The sequence below is a fragment of the Vicinamibacteria bacterium genome (genome assembly GCA_035620555.1).
Taxonomy (GTDB): domain Bacteria; phylum Acidobacteriota; class Vicinamibacteria; order Marinacidobacterales; family SMYC01; genus DASPGQ01.
Window position 1 is genome coordinate 1 of sequence record DASPGQ010000387.1, and the last position, 17,047, is coordinate 17,047.

16 protein-coding genes are annotated in these 17,047 nt (G+C 62.4%); 3 read left to right on the forward strand and 13 right to left on the reverse strand.

The features are described 5' to 3' along the window. Nucleotides 1–129 precede the first annotated feature (129 nt). The 11 genes from VEK15_15670 to VEK15_15720 all read right to left on the reverse strand — a co-directional run bounded on the left by VEK15_15670 (nucleotide 130) and on the right by VEK15_15720 (nucleotide 11,373). Entirely contained in the window at nucleotides 130–348 is a 219-nt protein-coding gene (locus VEK15_15670; GenBank protein HXV62138.1) for a ribbon-helix-helix protein, CopG family, read from the reverse strand. A 122-nt stretch (nucleotides 349–470) separates the two neighbouring features. Further along, entirely contained in the window at nucleotides 471–1,382 is a 912-nt protein-coding gene (locus VEK15_15675) for an NAD(+)/NADH kinase (GenBank protein HXV62139.1), read from the reverse strand. Beyond that, complete coding sequence (locus tag VEK15_15680) at nucleotides 1,379–2,179, reverse strand: TlyA family RNA methyltransferase (GenBank protein HXV62140.1); 801 nt, start codon at nucleotides 2,177–2,179, stop codon at nucleotides 1,379–1,381. Before VEK15_15680 ends, VEK15_15675 begins: the two co-directional genes overlap by 4 nt. A gap of 13 nt (nucleotides 2,180–2,192) precedes the next feature. Further along, complete coding sequence (locus VEK15_15685; protein HXV62141.1) at nucleotides 2,193–3,113, reverse strand: farnesyl diphosphate synthase; 921 nt, start codon at nucleotides 3,111–3,113, stop codon at nucleotides 2,193–2,195. Further along, nucleotides 3,106–3,390 (reverse strand): exodeoxyribonuclease VII small subunit, encoded by a 285-nt coding sequence (locus tag VEK15_15690; protein HXV62142.1) that lies wholly within the window; start codon nucleotides 3,388–3,390, stop codon nucleotides 3,106–3,108. Before VEK15_15690 ends, VEK15_15685 begins: the two co-directional genes overlap by 8 nt. After that, nucleotides 3,380–4,753, reverse strand: coding sequence for an exodeoxyribonuclease VII large subunit (xseA, locus tag VEK15_15695; protein HXV62143.1), 1,374 nt, complete (start codon nucleotides 4,751–4,753; stop codon nucleotides 3,380–3,382). Before xseA ends, VEK15_15690 begins: the two co-directional genes overlap by 11 nt. A gap of 196 nt (nucleotides 4,754–4,949) precedes the next feature. After that, nucleotides 4,950–5,741 carry a TIGR00282 family metallophosphoesterase gene (locus VEK15_15700; protein ID HXV62144.1) on the reverse strand — a complete coding sequence of 264 codons (792 nt, stop codon included), beginning with the start codon at nucleotides 5,739–5,741 and terminating at the stop codon, nucleotides 4,950–4,952. Next, on the reverse strand, nucleotides 5,738–8,173 hold the full coding sequence (lon, locus tag VEK15_15705; GenBank protein HXV62145.1) for an endopeptidase La: 2,436 nt from the start codon (nucleotides 8,171–8,173) through the stop codon (nucleotides 5,738–5,740). Before lon ends, VEK15_15700 begins: the two co-directional genes overlap by 4 nt. Nucleotides 8,174–8,196: 23 nt before the next feature. Continuing rightward, a complete protein-coding gene (locus tag VEK15_15710) occupies nucleotides 8,197–8,673 on the reverse strand; it encodes an Hsp20/alpha crystallin family protein (GenBank protein ID HXV62146.1) in 477 nt (158 codons plus the stop codon). Between the two features lie 145 nt (nucleotides 8,674–8,818). Beyond that, on the reverse strand, nucleotides 8,819–10,546 hold the full coding sequence (locus VEK15_15715; GenBank protein HXV62147.1) for a SpoIIE family protein phosphatase: 1,728 nt from the start codon (nucleotides 10,544–10,546) through the stop codon (nucleotides 8,819–8,821). Nucleotides 10,547–10,689: 143 nt separating this feature from the next. Then, nucleotides 10,690–11,373 carry a hypothetical protein gene (locus tag VEK15_15720; protein HXV62148.1) on the reverse strand — a complete coding sequence of 228 codons (684 nt, stop codon included), beginning with the start codon at nucleotides 11,371–11,373 and terminating at the stop codon, nucleotides 10,690–10,692. A 66-nt stretch (nucleotides 11,374–11,439) separates the two neighbouring features. Here VEK15_15720 and VEK15_15725 point away from each other — a divergent pair, with 66 nt between their 5' ends. Beyond that, the gene (locus tag VEK15_15725) at nucleotides 11,440–12,204 is read left to right on the forward strand and encodes an alpha/beta hydrolase (GenBank protein HXV62149.1); all 765 of its coding nucleotides are present in this window, start codon (nucleotides 11,440–11,442) and stop codon (nucleotides 12,202–12,204) included. Here the strand turns inward: VEK15_15725 and VEK15_15730 are convergent. Further along, nucleotides 12,188–13,225 (reverse strand): glycine cleavage T C-terminal barrel domain-containing protein, encoded by a 1,038-nt coding sequence (locus tag VEK15_15730; protein ID HXV62150.1) that lies wholly within the window; start codon nucleotides 13,223–13,225, stop codon nucleotides 12,188–12,190. The two genes, VEK15_15725 and VEK15_15730, sit on opposite strands and share 17 nt — an antisense overlap. Nucleotides 13,226–13,289: 64 nt before the next feature. Between VEK15_15730 and VEK15_15735 the strand changes: the two genes are divergently transcribed. Both VEK15_15735 and VEK15_15740 read left to right on the forward strand, forming a co-directional pair. Beyond that, a complete protein-coding gene (locus tag VEK15_15735) occupies nucleotides 13,290–14,492 on the forward strand; it encodes an aminotransferase class V-fold PLP-dependent enzyme (GenBank protein HXV62151.1) in 1,203 nt (400 codons plus the stop codon). Beyond that, nucleotides 14,489–14,863 (forward strand): DUF5615 family PIN-like protein, encoded by a 375-nt coding sequence (locus VEK15_15740; protein ID HXV62152.1) that lies wholly within the window; start codon nucleotides 14,489–14,491, stop codon nucleotides 14,861–14,863. Before VEK15_15735 ends, VEK15_15740 begins: the two co-directional genes overlap by 4 nt. A gap of 4 nt (nucleotides 14,864–14,867) precedes the next feature. Here VEK15_15740 and VEK15_15745 read toward each other — a convergent pair. Next, a partial coding sequence (locus VEK15_15745) for a hypothetical protein (protein ID HXV62153.1) occupies nucleotides 14,868–17,047 on the reverse strand: 2,180 nt, incomplete at its 5' end.

A 17,047-nucleotide genomic window follows, 5' to 3' on the forward strand; every position in this document is an offset into this window, starting at 1 on the left:
CTCTCACTTCATCAAGAAGCGGCGAGCTCACTGCAATCTCGTGTTTATCGAGGCAAAGCTCGAGGAGCGACTCACAGAGTCCGCGCGCAGCAAAGGCAGCAATGAGGACGTTGGCGTCAAGGACCACCTTCATTCGAGAGATTCAAAAATGTCTTCGTCCGTTAGCAGACCCTGCGCCTCCGCGAACGGCAGGACTTTCTTGCGCAGCTGTCGGAATTGTTGGATTGCAACGTAGCGGCGAAGGGATTCCCGGACGATGTCGCTGAGCGGCCTGCCCTCAGCTCGGCTGATCCTCTCGAGCTCGGCCCGCAAATCGTCCGCCAATCGAATCGTGATCGTCGTGCCCATGGGTCTCTCGTAAGACATTGTAACACAGCCTCGTTCTGCCGGCCCAGAGGGTGACACGAAGATCGGAGATTGGTCTGTGTCAGAAAATAATCACCCTACTCCATCACGCGTCCAAGGGTGAGCTAAGGCTTCGGCGGCGGTGTCGAGCGGCGGCCTCTCGGCCGCTCGGCCCAGCGGAGCTTGTGCCGGAGGACATGGAAGTAGTTGGTCTCCGGTGCGCTCACGAGCTTGACGGAAAAGCGGCTCTTTCGCACGCGTAGGATGTCTCCCGGCTCGAGCGGCTCGCTCGATTGTCCGTCGAACGTAGCGTATACCTCGCCCATTTCGCCCCGCAGCGCGAGCTCGACCCTGGCCCGATCCGAGATGACGACGGGTCGGTAGGTGAGGGTGTGGGGGCAAATGGGAGTGAGCACCATCGCCCCGAGGTTGGGTTGGAGGACCGGGCCGCCGGCGGCGAGAGAGTACGCGGTCGAGCCCGTCGGCGTCGATACGATGACTCCGTCGGCGCGCAGAATGGCAACGAAGAAACCGTCGATGTCGACCGCGAGCTCGATGATGCGAGCAATGGCGCCTTTGGTGATCACGACGTCGTTCAGGACGTTCTCGGTCGCGATGACCTCCCCTTTCCGCACCAGCTCGGCCGCGAGCATCGAGCGCTCGTCGATCGTCACCTTCCCCTGCAGGATGGACTCGAGAACGGAGTAGAGGTTCTTGAGGGCGACGTCGGTCAAGAATCCCAGGCTGCCCAGGTTCACGCCGAGGATCGGGATCTGCCTCGATCGCATGGCGCGGGCGACCGACAGCAACGTGCCGTCGCCGCCGAGCACGATGCACATGTCGAGGTCGCGCGGCATGCGGTCGAGGGAGAAGGACGTGCCGTTTTTTGCTTTCGCGGCAAGCGCCGACTCCAGGTACGGCTCGATCCCGCGCTCGCGAAGCCATTTGGTGAGAGTCCGCACCACGCTCCCCACTTCCTTCGCATGTACCTTGGCGACGATGGCCGTCTTCTTCGGTTCTAGCTGCGTGGTCTTCACGAGCTCATCCCTACGACCCGACGAGACCGCTCTTCGATCGCCCGGGGCTCGAGCCCCCTTCGCGGGGATTTTTGTGTCAAAAGGAAGAACTCCTGGTTCCCCTTCACGCCCTTGATGGGGGCGACGACCATATCGCGCACCGCAAGGCCGAGCTCGCTCGCCCGGACCGCGACGTTCACGATCGCCTGGACCTGGTGCTCCTTCACGGTAACCAGTCCTCCTCGCTCGATGGACTCGGGAGACAGCTCGAACTGTGGTTTCACCAGCGCGAGAATCAACCCCTGGTCGTTCACCAGGGGGACCAACGCCGGAAGGACCTTCGTGAGGGAAATGAACGACACGTCCACCGTCACGATGTCGAAACGAAGGTCCAGGTCGCCAGGGCTGAGATAACGAGCGTTCTTGCCTTCGACGACGCGAACTCGGGGATCGGAGTAGAGCTTCCAATCGAGCTGTCCCTTTCCCACATCGAGCGCGGTGACGGACCGGGCTCCGTATCGAAGCAAGCAGTCGGTGAAGCCCCCGGTCGAGGCTCCGACGTCGAGAGCCACGAGACCCCGCACGTCGAGAGAAAACGCCTCGAGGGCACCTTCTAGCTTCTCACCACCCCGGCCCACGTACGGTTTCCTCGGGCGGCGGAGCCGGAGCGAGGTATCTTCGCGGACGAGCGCGCCGGGCTTGTCGACCGGTTCGTCGTCGGCGAGAACCTCACCGGCGAGAATGAGCCGTCTCGCTTGCTCGCGGGTCGGCGCCAGCCCCCGCTCGACGACCAGTCGGTCCGCTCGCTGTCGTCCCATCTCGCGTGTTCGTTCAGCAGGTTCGATTCACGGCGCGGCGGGCGAGGGCCACGAGCGGGTGAGCCGCTTCACCCAACGCGGCGACACGGGAGAGCGCACTCTCGGTCAGCTCCTTCGCGCGGATTCTCGCGGCATCGATGCCATGGACGCGCGGGTACGTCGTCTTCCCCGCCTTCTCGTCCTTGCCCGGAGATTTGCCCAACACTGCCGAGCTCCCCTCGACGTCCAGGATGTCGTCGACGATCTGAAAAGCGAGGCCGATCTCTTCTCCAAACTGTCTCAGACGTCCCACGACACTCTCGTTGGCGCCTCCCATCAGCGCGCCCATCTCCGCGGCGGCACGAATCAGCGCCCCGGTCTTGTGACGATGGATGAACTCCAGCGTCTCCGCGTCCGCAGGCCTCCGCTCCGACTCGAGGTCCGCGACCTGGCCGCCCACCATTCCCGAGGCCCCCGCGGCCTCGGCAAGCACCGCCACGGCACGAAGGCGCCGCTCGGGCGGGACTCGGGAGCCTCCCCGCGGCGCGGCAAGAACGCGGAACGCATGGGTTTGCAGCGCATCACCCGCGAGGATCGCGATTGCCTCGCCGAACACCACGTGCGACGTGGGCTGCCCTCGCCGGAGAGAGTCGTCATCCATGGCGGGTAAGTCGTCGTGGATGAGCGAATAGGTATGGATCATCTCGAGAGCGGCGGCGGCGGGGAGGGCGTCATCGAGATTCCCGCCGACGCTTTCTGCCGAGGCAATCACGAGAATGGGCCGCAGCCGCTTGCCTCCGGCGAAGAGACTGTAGCGCACGGCGCGCGAGATCGTCGCTGGCGGCGTGTCTTCCGCCGGTAGGTAGTCGTCGAGATAAGTCTCGATCCGTGCCGCCCGCTCGCTTCGGTAGCGGTCGAAACTTCGCTCGTCGGTGAGAACGTCGAGCTTACTCATTCTCTCCCAAGTCGATCGGAGCCTTGCGCAGAGCACCGGTGGCGTCCCGTTTCGGCTCACCCTTCTCGTTCACCTGGAGAATCTCGATTCGCTTCTCTGCCTCTTCCAGCTTGGAAGCGCAGAATCGCGCGAGCCTCACCCCCTGCTCGTAGCGTTGGAGCGACGACTCGAGGCTGAGCTCACCCTGCTCGAGCTCTTTGACGATGGTCTCCAGACTCGCGAGCGCCTCCTCGAAATCTTTCGGTCTCACTGCATCGTCTGGGGTCTCACTCGTCATCGGTCTCCTTCTCCGCCTGTGGCCGGATGTTCTCCACGCGGCAGCCGAGACTTCCCCGATGAAGATCGATCTGTAATGCCTCGCCCAGGGTGACCTCAGCCGCGTCTCGCAAGAGCTTACCTTGAGCCGACCACACAAGGCCATAACCCCGACCCAGTACCGCGAGTGGTGAGAGAGTTTCGAGCTTGGCGACTAGCTCGGCGATCGAACGACCGGTTCTCTGCAGCATCCTCGCACCCGCGCTGCCGAGACGAGCGACCCGCCTCTCCAGCCCAGCCCGTGCTTCAGCGATTTGGCGGTCCAGTCGCTTCGCCTCGAGACGCCTCGCGAGGATCGCCAGCTGTCGCTCGAGGCCGGACAAGCGGCGGTCGAGAATGGCTCGGCCGCGGTAAACGACCTCGTCGAGTTTTTGTGCCTTCATTTCGAACGCGTGCAGGGCGGCAGCGAAAGCACGATGGGAGACGATGCGATTCGTCCGGGCCCGGAGCTCGGCCATCCTTCCGGCGATCGCTCGATCCAGCCCCCCTTGGAGACGGCTCACGCGCTCGACGAGATGCACCTTCCTTTCCACGACCATCTCCGCGGCCGCTGACGGGGTAGGGGCGCGCACATCGGCGACGAAATCGGAGATGGTAAAGTCGATCTCGTGACCCACCGCGGAAACGACGGGGATGTCCGAAGACGCGATGGCGCGCGCGACCGACTCTTCGTTGAATGACCAGAGATCCTCGAAGGACCCGCCCCCGCGAGCCACGATGAGAGCGTCGAACCCGCCAAGGCGGTTCAGCACGCGGATGCCCTGAGAGATCTCTGCGGCGGCGATATCTCCCTGGACCTGGGCGGGGTAGACCAGCACTTCCAGATTCGGGAACCGGCGATGCAGCACGCGACAGATGTCACGGATGGCCGCTCCCGTGGGCGAGGTCACGATCCCGATGCGACGGGGAAGGAGCGGGAGCGCTCTCTTGCGGGCGGCGTCGAAGAGGCCTTCCTTGGCGAGCTTTTCCTTGAGCTGCTCGAAGGCGATCTGGAGAGCGCCTTTTCCTCGCGGCTCCATTCGCTCCACTCGAATCTGGTACGCACCTCGCGGTTCGTAGACGGTCAGGTGTCCCCAGACAAGGACCGCGAGCCCGTCACCTGGCTGGAACCGAAGGTGACGGGTGGCGCTGCGAAACATGACCGCGGGAAGCTGCGCATTCTGGTCCTTGAGAGTGAAGTAGAGGTGACCGGAAGGGGGCCGGCTGACGTTGGACAATTCTCCGACCACCCACAGGTTGTTGAAGCTGGTCTCGAGGTTCAGCTTGATCTCCCGAGTGAGCTCGCTGACGGAGAAAACAGTCCGATTATCGCTCGAGCGACTCATTCGTCAGCTTCAGACTCAACGCAAAGAGGCCAAGGCGCAAAGTCCAATCCGGAGACGAATCTCCAGACACACGAGATCGACACCCATCTCTGACCGGCGGTTTTTCCGGGATCGATCATCGGTTACGCTTGCGTCTTTCCGACGTGGCGTCTTTTGCGTTTCGTTCTGATTCCTTGACCCCCAAGCTAAACCAGGGCTAGCCGACATCCGACTCGGTGAGCTTGAACCGTTCGATGCTTCGGGCAAGTCCGGTGGAATCGTCTACGTCGATGACAACCCCACACATCCAGGGATTTCTGCTCGCCGGCTCGAACTTCGTCGGCATCGCGGTGAGGAATCGGGGCAGGGAGGTCGCGGGCTCGATGCCGATCACGGAATCGTACGCGCCGCACATCCCGAGATCGGTAATGTAGGCGGTCCCTTTGGGGAGAATGCGCTCGTCTGCCGTCGGCACGTGCGTGTGAGTACCGACCACCGCCGATACCCGGCCGTCCAGGTACCAGGACAGCGCCATCTTTTCCGAGGTCGCCTCGGCGTGCAAGTCGACCAGGACGATTGGGGTCCTGTCCCTCAAGGCTTCGAGCTCGCGATCGATGGCCCGAAACGGGCAGTCGATGAGGGGCATGAAGACGCGCCCCTGCAAGTTCACGACGGCGACGGCCGCGCCCGAGCGGGTGGTCGCGACGTAAGTTCCGTTTCCCGGACAGCCATCGGGGTAGTTCACCGGCCGCAAGAGACGCGGCTCATCGTCCATGTGCGCGAGGATCTCTTTTTTGTCCCAAACATGGTTTCCCGTGGTGAGCACATCGATACCCAGCGAGAAAAACTTCCCCGCGATGTCGGGCGTGATACCGAAGCCGGCGGCGGCGTTCTCCACGTTGACCACGACCAGATCGTAGTCGTCTCGTTGCCGCATGAGGGCGAGGCCGGCTCTCAAGATCTTGCGGCCGGCCTTCCCGACGACGTCGCCGGCGACGAGGAGCCTCACCGGAGCGCCGTCCGCGTGCTCCGTGAAGATGCCGAGCGTCGCGCCACATTCGCCCGCCGGGATTGCAGGTGAAGAATCTTGGCGCCATCGATGAGGGCCGCCTCGAGCACCTCGTCGACTTTTTCGACGAGCCGGAACTCGAGGTCTCGCTTGACGTAATTTGGCAGATCGTCGATGTCCCTGCGGTTGAGCTGGGGGAGGACCACGGTATCGAGCTTCGCCCGGCGCGCCGCCAGGACTTTTTCTTTGATACCGCCGACGGGGAGCACATTGCCTCGAAGCGTTATCTCTCCGGTCAGCGCCACGTTCCGCCGGATGGGGGTATTGGTCAGGACCGAGATCATCGCCAGCGCCATCGTAATCCCAGCGGACGGCCCGTCTTTGGGGATTGCGCCCTCGGGGATGTGCACGTGGATGTCGTGAGTGCCGAAGAAACCCTCGTCGATCTGGAAGGCCGCTGCCCGGGATCGCGCATAGGACAGCGCAGCGCGGGCCGACTCTCTCATGACGTCGCCCAGCGTTCCGGTGAGAATGAGCTCGCCTTTGCCTTTCATCGCCGTCGCCTCGACGAAGAGCACGTCGCCGCCGGTCGGCGTCCAGGCGAGCCCGGTGGCCACCCCGACCTGATCCTTGTCGAGCGTGTCCTCGCCCATGTTCTTCGGAGGGCCGAGGAACGTGGCGAGATTCGCCGCGGTGATACGTATGATCTTGTCACGGCCTTCGGCGACCTTCCTCGCCACTTTTCTGCAGACCTGCGAGATCTCACGCTCGAGGCTCCTCAGGCCCGCCTCACGAGTGTATTGATTGACGATGTTCTTGAGGGCCTCGTCGCTGAAGGTGATCTGTTGGGAGCCGAGGCCGTTCTCCTCGAGCTGCTTCGGTACGAGGTGGCGCTTGGCGATCTGTAGCTTCTCCTCTTCGGTATATCCCGTGAGCTGGATCACCTCCATCCGATCGAGAAAGGCCGGTTGGATGGGATCGAGCTGGTTGGCGGTTGCGATGAAGAGAACGTTCGAGAGGTCGAACGGTACGCCGAGATAGTTGTCACGAAACGTATGGTTCTGCTCGGGATCGAGCACTTCCAGAAGAGCGGAGCTCGGGTCGCCTCGATAGTCAGCACCTATCTTGTCCACTTCGTCGAGCATGAACACCGGATTCGACGTTCCCGATTGCTGGATTCCCTGGATGATTCGACCGGGCATCGACCCGACGTAAGTGCGTCGATGTCCCCGGACCTCCGCCTCGTCTCGAACGCCGCCCAGAGAGATGCGCTGGAACTTCCGGCCCACCGCGCGGGCGATCGATCGGCCCAGCGAGGTCTTGCCTACGCCCGGCGGACCGACGAAACAGAGAATGGGGCCTTTCATCTTTTTCTTGAGCTTCCGAACCGCCAGATATTCCAGGATGCGTTCCTTGATGCGGTCCAGGCCATAGTGGTCCTCGTCGAGGATGGCGCGAGCGCCCTTTAGGTCGAGATTGTCGCGGCTCGTTCGACTCCAGGGCAGATTGACCATGCACTCCAAGTAATTCCTGAGCGTCGCCGTCTCCGCGGCGTCGGGATGCATGCGCTCGAGCTTGGAAATCTGCCGGCCGACTTCCTTGTAGACCTCGTTCGGCATGCGAGATTTTCGTGCTTTGCTGCGCAACTGCCGTACCTCTTCGGCAAGCTCGTTCCCTTCGCCCAGCTCACTCTGAATCGCCTTGAGCTGCTGTCTGAGGAAATACTCCCTCTGGCTGCGGTCCATTTCGCCCTGAGCCTGGGAGTTGATTTGCTGCTGCATCGTGAGGACCTCGATCTCCTTGGCGATGAGCTCGTGGACCTTCTTCAGCCGCTCGATGGGATCCACCGTCTCGAGGATGACCTGTGCGGCGTCCACTTTGAGATCCAGATTCGAAACCGCCAGATCGGCGAGCCGTCCCGGATCTTCGAGGTTGGCGGCGATGACCATGACCTCGGGGGAGATCGCCTTTCCCAGGTTGACGGACTTTTCCAGAGCTTCCTTCACGTTGCGCATCAACGCTTCGAGCTCGAGCGAATCTTCCTCGATCGGCGCTTCCGAGATCGGTGTCAGCTTCGCGAGGAAAAAGGGGTCGGACTGAGGGAATCCCTCCACCTGCGCGCGGTTCATGCCCTGTACGAGCACCCGGATGCGTCCGTCGGGCAGCTTCAGCATTCTCATGATCACCGCCACCGTCCCGATTCGATGAAGGTCTTCGACCTCGGGATTCTCGCGCTCCTGTTCCTTCTGGGCGACGAGACATATCATGCGGTTCTCTGATAGAGCCGAATCGACCGCCTTGACCGACCGGTCACGACTGACGTAGAGGGGGACGATCATGAACGGGAAGATGACGATGTCCCGGAGCGGAAGAACCGGGAGCGAGTCGGGAATCTGGAGAGGCTCTTGCCCCTCACGGGTCTCGATTTCCATGTCGTTCGTTGGGTTCGTTGGGTTCACTTGGTCCTCGTCTTCGCCTCTCCGTCCACGATGGTGAGCCGGAATTCGCTTCCCCGTCGATCCTTCAGCGTGGGCATCGTCACGGTCAGAATTCCCTCGCTGAGCTCCGCTTTGGCCTGAGTGAGATCCACGGCTCGATCGATATAGAGCGAACGGGTAAACTTGCCGAAGCTCCGCTCGAGGCAGAGATAACCTTGCACCGAGCGGCCCGATTTCGGTTGTTTCTTCTCGCCGGTAAGGATCATCTTCGGGCCACGAAAGGTCACCGACAGGTCGCTCTTGCCGAAGCCCGGCGCTTCGACCTTGACGACGACGCTACCTTTCGTTTCGAAGACATCGACTCGAGGCAACCATTCGCCGAGACCCATCCCTCCCGATTCGGTTCGCTCGAGCCGGGCCATCTGTTCGAATATCTTGTTGATTTCTTTCTGCAGGCTGGTGACTTCGGAAAGCGTTTCGTGTCGCTGAACCATTCTTTTTACCCGCCACCACGCGGTGGGAGCCGAGAACAAGAGCCTTTCGATTTCAAAAACCAGATAAAACTGAAAGTAGCACAAGCGGGTAGAAGCGTCAAAGGTTCGTGAACCGAGGCAGGCTTGCCGCCGAGTAACGCGGTCTTCAGGTGCGTTTGAGGACGATGATCGTGCGATCGTCGGTGGCCCGGGCCCCCTTGGTGTAGGTTTCTACTTCTTTCTGAATCAGCTGCTCGAGCGCCTCGGCGCTCAGCGACGCGTTTCGCTTCACCAGCTCTCCGAGCCGGTCCTCGCCGAACTCTTCTTCGCCTTCACCCCAGGCTTCGCTGATTCCATCGGTGAAGACGATCAGAACGTCTCCGGCGGCGAGCGTGGTCTCGTCCGCCTCGTAGGGCGGCGCCAAATCGGGGGGGAAGAGGCCCAGCACCGTGCCTCCCTTTTCGAGACGCTCGATGGTCTGGCTCGCAGCGTGGAACAATACCGGTGGGATGTGCCCGGCGTTGACGTAGGCGAGCCTTCCGGTTTTGATGTCCAGATCTCCCAGGAAGAACGTAACGTAAAACTGCTCGGGCGAATTTTCGTGCATGACGCTATTCGTCTGAGCGACGATGTCCACGACCGTCTTCTCCCGCTGTGCAGCGAAGTGTACGATGGCGCGGAGGACCATCATCATCAGTGCCGCGCTCGCACCCTTGCCCGAGACGTCGCCCAGGGCGACGGCGATACCGCTCGGCCGGTCGATGAAGTCGAAGTAATCGCCACCGATGGTATAGCAGGGGGTATTGGTGCCGACCAGGTCCCACCCCGGCAGCTTGGGCGCCGCCCGAGGAAGCGAGTCTTTCTGGATCTCGCTCGCGAGCTCGAGCTCCCGTTCCATTCGCTTCTTCTCGATCATCTCCTCGAGGAGTTTGGCGTTCTCGATCTTGATCGCGGCCACGTTTGCCAGCGACGTTAGAAGCGTCAGGTCGTCTTCGGTGAAGGAGTTTTCCCGGCGAAGGCTGTCAACGTAGACGAGCCCGGTCACCGCGTCTTCGTTCCACAGCGGCACACACATTGCCGAGCGGATGCCGAGGGCGACGATGGAGTCGTGAGAGCGAAATCGGGGGTCGTCGAGAGCGTTCTTCGTCAAGATCGATACCTTCTCGCTGACGACTTTATCGGCGATCGACCGCGAGAAGGTGATCTCTTCCGTCGGCGAGGAACCCTTGTTGGTGCGGACGGCTTCGACGGCGAGATCGCCGTCGCTCGAGATGAGCATCAGCACGCCGCGCTCGGCCTGGATCACCTTGAATGCGAGCTCGAGAATGAACTCCAAAAGCTCGCCTACCGGCCGATTGCTGATGAGCGCCATACTCGCCTGGCTCAGCGCGGTGAGCATCTGGTTCTGTTTGAAGATGCGCGCCGAATCGTCCGCCGTGGGTTGGCGACGAGCGGGGCGGACGCCTTTCTTCGCCATGTCGTCCCAGGTGTCTTCCTGGGCCCGGGCGGCGGCGAGAAGCTGCTCGGTGGGCACCACCACCGTGCCCTCCAGGTCGAGGCCCCCGGGCGTCTCGGTCAGGATCACGCTGCCGGTGGACTCGTTGATGAAACGAATCTGCTGGTCCCCGAGGGTGACGACATCACCGTTCTGGAGTGGTACGGCTTTCTCGAGACGTTCGCCGTTGACGTATGTGCCGTTGCGACTCTCGAGATCGCAAATCACGTGGCGGCCGTTCTCCTGACGAATCTCGGCGTGATGGCGTGACAGCCACTGGTCGGCGAGCACCAGATCGTTGCGCTTGGAGCGGCCGATCGAGATGACGTCCTTGGTGACGGGGAAGCGGTAGGGCTCTCCGTGGAGAGGCTTTACGTGAAGCTCGGGATGACGGGCCATCTTGGTGAAACGTGACCTCGAACCGGCATTCGGAGTCGAGCTCCTGTTTCGGATCGAAACCTCATTAGTAGCACTCTTGCGGAGCGGGTGTCAATTTGGCGATCCCTCGACCGCCTGTTTCCGATGCCTTCTCCCGGGCGGGCTCAGGATTCGGAAGGGGTTTCCTCGAGCCGGGGCGGCTCGCTATCCCCGGGCGGCTCGGCTGAGGGCGCTGCGCCCTCGGCGAGTCGAACCACCTCGGTTTGTTCGTCACGTTTCTTCTGCTCTTTGGCGACGCGCCGTCGCTCCTTCGCCTCCTCCTTCTCACGAAGCCGGTGCTGACTCATCGCGTCTTGCAGGGCCCGGGTCATGAAAGCTTGAGCTTCGGCTCGAGTACAGTCCTTCGACAGCGCGACTTCGGCCGCAAGCCAGCTTCGGATTCTCTTCCGGATCTGTTCCTCGTCACGAGTCAAACCGTTGCCCTGTCGCAGAAGGTGGAGGCGCTTCAGCGCGCGGGCGAGCCCCCGAGGCGTTCCTTCCGAGATGAGCTGCTCGATCTGCTGGCGGCGTTCCTCTTCGTTCTCCAGGGGCTCCTCGAAGTCTCGGGCGAGCTCCGCACGGATATCCTCCAGCGATCGACCCGCTGCTCGCAGGTGTACTTCGGAGACGCGCGACAGGGGAATCAGGATACGGCTACCCTCCTCGATGTCCTCGAGCTCCAGTAGCTCGGTGCCCGGCGCAACGCGGTCTTCGATTACACCCCGGTAGATACAATGGCCGACCTTGGGATAGAAGACGGGCTCGCCCGGCTCTGGTAACTCCGACAACGCGGGGTCGTCTACGCCCACGCTCTCACCTCCTTGGACGCCCACCATATCACGACCAGTCCTTATAATGGGATACGGGATTCTCTCGTGATTTTCGAAGAGAAGCTGATCTACTTTCCGTCTCACGATTTCGACGTCGAGCCGGGCTCGATCGGCCTGCGCCACGAGCCGGTGACTCTCGTAACCGAGGACGAAACGCGCCTCGACGGGTGGTTTCTCCCGGCGGACTCGGCTCCGCGGCGCCACACGGTGTTGGTCTGCCACGGAAACGCAGGCAACATATCGCATCGCCTAGACCGCGTCACACAATGGCAAAGAAACCTTGGCGTCGACGTTTTTCTCTTCGACTATCGGGGCTTTGGCCGCAGCGAGGGCCATCCCACGGAGGAGGGGACCTACCAGGACGGGCTCGCGGCGTACCGCTATCTAACCGAAGAGCGTGGGTTGGAACCGGGTCGTCTCGTTCTGTTTGGAGAGTCGCTCGGGGCAGCCGTGGCGATCGAGCTGGCCCGGCGCCGTGCCGCATTGGCGCTGGTTCTCGAGGCTCCCTTCACCTCCATCGCCGACATGGCAAGGCTCGTCTATCCCTTCATCCCCAGGCGCTGGGTACGCACCCGCTACGACAACCTCAGTAAAGTTCCCCGGCTCTCGCTACCGCTCCTCATCATCCACGGGACCGACGATCCAACCGTACCGCTCGCCTGTGGCGAAAGGCTGTTCGCCGCCGCGGCAGAGCCGAAGAGGCTTCTCTGCGTCGAAGGGGCGGGACATACCGATGCTTACGTCGTGGGCGGTGAGCCATATTGGGACGCTTGGCGGGCGCTTCTGGCGAGTGTCAACTCGGGCGGATGAACGGCAATTCGGTCACGACGGCTTCACGCACTTCCGTGCTCGACTCGACGCGTACCAGAGTTCCCGGCGCGAAGATCTCCCGGCGCAGCCACGCGAGCGCTAGCCCGCGGCCAAGAGTCGGTGAATGAGCCGAGCTCGTGACTTCGCCGAGCCGGTTCCCGGCGTCGGAGACCACAGCGCTTCCGATTTCGACCGCCCCCGGTCCGTCGAGACGCAGACCGCCTATCTTCCGGTTCAAGTGGCCGCGATGGGCCAATCTCACCACGTACTCCTGCCCGATGTAGCATCCCTTGTCGAAGCTGACTGCCTGCTCGAGGCCGGCTTCGAGCGGCAGGCAAGTCTCGTCGATATCGACCCCGAATCGTGGGTGGCCCCCCTCGATACGACGTGCTTCGGCCACCGCGGTCGCGGCGGGAACTGCGCCGGCGGCGATCAATCGGTCGACAACGCCAGCGGCCCGATCACGGTTCAGGGCGACGTCGAACCGCGGCGAGGGCTCCTGGAGCTTGGCAATCACCCGGGCGGTTACCCCAAGGGTTCGTGCTTCCAGGAATCCGAGGTGCGTCAGACCCTCGAGCGGGCTAACGGTGTCGAGCACCGACCCCAGCAAGCTCGCGGCTTCAGGCCCTTCTACCGAGAACGCCGTCTCACCGGCATCCAACTCGAGAGTGACGTCCTCGGATATGACGTATCGCCCGAGGGAAGCCACGAGCTTCTCCGCGCTCACCGCCTCCATTTCCATGCGGAAACGCTCCGCCTCGCGGAACAGGATCAGATCGGCGACGAGCTTGCCCTTGTTGGTGAGAAACGTGGCCGGACGGCCCATTCCTCGCTCGAGGCGGGCGACGTCCGCGCTCAACATGCTCTGGAGAAACCGCTCTCGATCCTTGCCCTCGACCCGAACCAGCGCCCGATGGCTTCGGTCCAGGACGATGGCGCCGTTCATCCCCGCACGGTACTGCTCGTCGAAGCTGCGGTTCGGGTGGACGAAAGCCGGCCCGATCGGCCTCGATATGCTCATCGCGCCATTCCGCCTTTCATGACTATACTATTTCGGCGTCTCACCGATCTGCCAAGGAGAATGCATGGAGTTTCCTCTGGACTACGTTCGCGGGTGTTTTCCCGCGCTTCAGAACTCGAGCACCGTATTTCTCGACAACGTCTCGGCGCCGAAATTCCTCGGGACGGTGCGAGCGCTTCGACAGGCGGTGTCGCTCGAGGACAATCCGGCCGACATCGATTCGGAAACGCGCGAGAGCCTGGCTTTCTTCTTGAACTCCAACCTCGGCTGGGCCGACGAGGAGATCGTCTTCGCGCCCGACGTCGCCCTGCTCGCCGAGCGTCTGAGCGCCGCACTCGCTGATGACTATCCGCCGGGCTCGGCCGTCGTCGTCACCGAGCTCGACGACGACTGGCATCTCGCTCCCTGGCGCGCCCTGGCCCAGCGCGGAATCGAGGTCAGGTCGTGGCCCTTGAGACAGCTCGAGAGGGGACTCGACGAAAGCCGGCTCGACGAGTTTCTCATCGAGAATACCCGGGCGGTGATCGTCCCCAAGGCTTCGACGGCACTCGGGACGGTGATCGAGCTGCTCCCTGTCGCCCTCCGGGTGCGCGAGCAAGGGAGCGCGCTCGTGGTGAATTGGACGCCGTTTCTCTCTCACGGCGCGATCGACGTACGCTTCTTGCGTGCGGACTTCGTGCTGGCCTCGGCGGCGCCGCTTTTTGGTGCACAGGTTGGATTCCTGTGGGGTCGCAAGGAGCGGTTGCGCGAGCTTCGGAGCCGCAATGGGGACCCCTTCGCGGGAATCTCCGTCGATCCCAAGGAAGTTGCGTCGCTCGGCGCCGCGCTTCGCTACGTCGAAGAGCTGGGGCTTCTGAGCCAAGAGCTGGCCATTCAACCCTCGGAAGACTACGGCCGCCGGCGCCACATGAGACGCGGCATGCAAGCCATCCGGCATTACGAGAGGAGTTTGACGTCGCTCGCGCTGAGGCGACTTGCGGCCATACCCGGCGCACGGGTGTTCGGAATCGGAGACGCCGACAGTGCCGCGCGGCGGACGCCCCATCTGTACTTTCGACTGGGCGATTGGAAACCCGCCGAGCTCGCCGCGGCGCTCGGGGAAGAGCGAATTCGGGTCGATCATGGGCACTGTGGCTGCCGCGACGCGGTGAAGGCCCTGGGACTTCCCGAGCAGGAGGGCGCCGTTTCCGCCTCGCTCGCTCACTACAACACCGAGTCCGATGTCGAGCGCTTTGCCGAGGCGCTTCATCTCATCGCCCGAGCGTGAGCGTGAAGCTGCTTGCCGATCCATTCTTTCCCGAGTCCATCGTGCGCGATTTGAACGAAGCCGGCTACGATGCCGTTCATGCCGTGGAGATCGGTGCGGAAGATTTGCCACTGCGAGATTTTCTCCGTCTCGCGCATTTCGAGAGCCGGGTCGTCGTGACGCGCAACCGGAGCCTGGCGCGGCTGGTGGAGTCCGACGTCGGTCAAAGCTGGCCTTCGGTGGTTTTCTTCAGGCCCGAGGACGTCCCCAATCAACGGGTGACCGAGACGTTGTTCAATCTTCTCGAGCTCTTTGGTGAGGATCTCGAAGACGGCGCCCTCATCGTGGTTCGAGAGCGCCAGACCTTGCTCAGAAAGTTCCTGAAGAAATAGTAGCTCAGTTTCCTACTTGAAGGATCACGGCCCGGAAGAGCGCGCCTGCTCCAATGGAGAAACCGTTCGAGAGAACGACCGACTGTCCTGCTATGAAGGTAACATCCGCCGGCGAAAGCACCTGAAAATTCGCACCCGCAGACACTGTGGTGCAGCCGTCAAAGATGGCGCTCGAAGTGTGAGTCTGGTTGGTGAGAAAGAGGACGTCCATGCAGGGTGTCTGAGCGGGGCTGCTCGCCAAGCTCTCGTTGCCGTAGGTGTCCACGGCCGTCACGTAATAGTAATACGTGACGCCGTTGGCCACATTGCCGTCGAAATAGGCGCTTTGCAGCACCGGTCCTATCCCGATGTCGGAGTAGAGGCCTTCGGGCACGTTGGCCCGATACACCCGGTAGGCCACGAGGTCGGGCTCGGGGTTGTCGTCCCAGTCGAGCGAGATACCGTTGATTCCGCGGGCGACGGTCAGGCCATTCGGTGGCCCTGGGGGTGTGATGTCAACCGGACCGTTCGAGCTCAGGACGATCATGTAGTCTACGGAGAGAGTGTCGAGCGACTCGCTGCCGGGAGATGCGTTCGTGTCGACGACCCGAATGAACAGCGGGCCGGAAACGTCTTCTGAGAAAAGAAACGTCTGCGGAAGACCACCGGAGAACGTGGTGGTCACGGTGAGCATGTAGGAGTAGCTGAGATCGTCCTTCGAATAATAAAAAGCGAACGAGTCGCCGTCGGGACTGGGAGTGTGGAAAGAGGCGATCACGAAGGAATAGATCGCGCCCGGCGACACGTTGAAGATCCAGGTATGATCGAGCGCGCTAGTGCTCGTGCCCGGCTCGTTCTGGTTCAGTGTCTCGGTGAGAGTCTCGTGGACACCGTCCAGCTGGTGCGATAGCGCATAGCTTCCGCCGACGGTCCCGTGGAGGGTCCGGAAATCATCGATCGCGACGTTGATACTATCGCTGGGTGGCGCCGCCAGAATCACGATTCCGATGTTGTCCTGCGTGGTCAACCCGCCGCTATCGGTGACCGCAGCCGAGATCGCGTGTGTTCCCGCCGTGAGCCCCGACGTCGCTAGGGAGCCGCCCGAGCCGATGACTCCATCTCGATCCGAGGCCCAGGTGATCGACGCCGTGAGATCGCCGTCCTCAGCGTCCGAGGCGATGCCGTTGATAGTGACTGTTTCGCCATCGAAAAATATCGACAAGTTGGAGGGAGAGGTAATGCTCACGCTCGGAGAGGTGTTTCCAGTTTCGGACAGTACATTGATCGATACCGTGTCGGTCGCGAAGAGCTCTCCGTCGTCGGCCGTGAGGCGAAGGACGTACACTCCTTCGGTATCAAAGAAGGCATCGGTCGTGGGAGAGCTCGGCTCGTCGAGCATGGCGATATCCGGCCCGCTAATCTGAGTCCAGCCGACGGTCAGGCTTCCCGCGAGAGGTACGCCGTCGTCGGTGGCGATGCCCTCGAGCTCCGTTTCTTCTCCGACGATCGCCGTCAGATCGGGGCCCGCATCCACGCAAGGCCCGCGGTTGAAGGGAAGAGAACCCGGGGGCCAGGGGTCTCGATTGACGAGGAACGCCGCTGGGCTTCCGGTGGTGACGGTCACTTGGACGGGAGGCGCGGAGAGCGTACCGCGCTCGACTTGAACACGGCGAATGTTCTGCTCAGGGTACGGTTGGTCTTCGATCCAGCTGTGCCCGTCGCCATGAATGTAGAGAACGGGCTTGGCAAAGGCCGCCGCTGCCGCGCGAAACGCTCCCACGAAGGGACTGCCCGAGGCGGACGCCTGAGCGAACACCACCGCCGCACGAACCGCGCTCGCATGCACCTCGAATTGTTGTGTGACCCAATCCGCGTCATCCTGAAGGCGCGCGGTCCGTTCCTCGAGGCCGATACCGACTCCGCCGACCTTGTTGATACCGACGAATAGTACGCCGCTCTTGACGAAGGCGAAGTTCTCCGGGCGGATCTGCTGAACGGAGACAGGCGGTGTCCCGCAGTAGTTCTGCTCCAGTCTCAGGAAGTGGGCCTCCCAGAACGCCCAGGCCTCGCCGGGATCGGCACAATCCGTCCATTCGTTGTCGCCCGGGACGATGAAGGTGGGAACGGCCAAAGTGTCCAAGAGTACGGCGACATCCTCGTATCGGGCTTCGATACAGGCCGACGCGCCGGATTTGATGTCGCCGA

Coding starts and splice junctions, on each gene's coding strand:
- lon (HXV62145.1), bottom strand. CDS start 8,173: ATGGAAATCGAGACCCGTGAGGGGCAAGAGCCTCTCCAGATTCCCGAC.
- VEK15_15730 (HXV62150.1), bottom strand. CDS start 13,225: ATGAGCATATCGAGGCCGATCGGGCCGGCTTTCGTCCACCCGAACCGC.
- xseA (HXV62143.1), bottom strand. CDS start 4,753: ATGAGTCGCTCGAGCGATAATCGGACTGTTTTCTCCGTCAGCGAGCTC.
- VEK15_15680 (HXV62140.1), bottom strand. CDS start 2,179: ATGGGACGACAGCGAGCGGACCGACTGGTCGTCGAGCGGGGGCTGGCG.
- VEK15_15710 (HXV62146.1), bottom strand. CDS start 8,673: ATGGTTCAGCGACACGAAACGCTTTCCGAAGTCACCAGCCTGCAGAAA.
- VEK15_15715 (HXV62147.1), bottom strand. CDS start 10,546: ATGGCCCGTCATCCCGAGCTTCACGTAAAGCCTCTCCACGGAGAGCCC.
- VEK15_15690 (HXV62142.1), bottom strand. CDS start 3,390: ATGACGAGTGAGACCCCAGACGATGCAGTGAGACCGAAAGATTTCGAG.
- VEK15_15735 (HXV62151.1), top strand. CDS start 13,290: ATGGAGTTTCCTCTGGACTACGTTCGCGGGTGTTTTCCCGCGCTTCAG.
- VEK15_15685 (HXV62141.1), bottom strand. CDS start 3,113: ATGAGTAAGCTCGACGTTCTCACCGACGAGCGAAGTTTCGACCGCTAC.
- VEK15_15670 (HXV62138.1), bottom strand. CDS start 348: ATGGGCACGACGATCACGATTCGATTGGCGGACGATTTGCGGGCCGAG.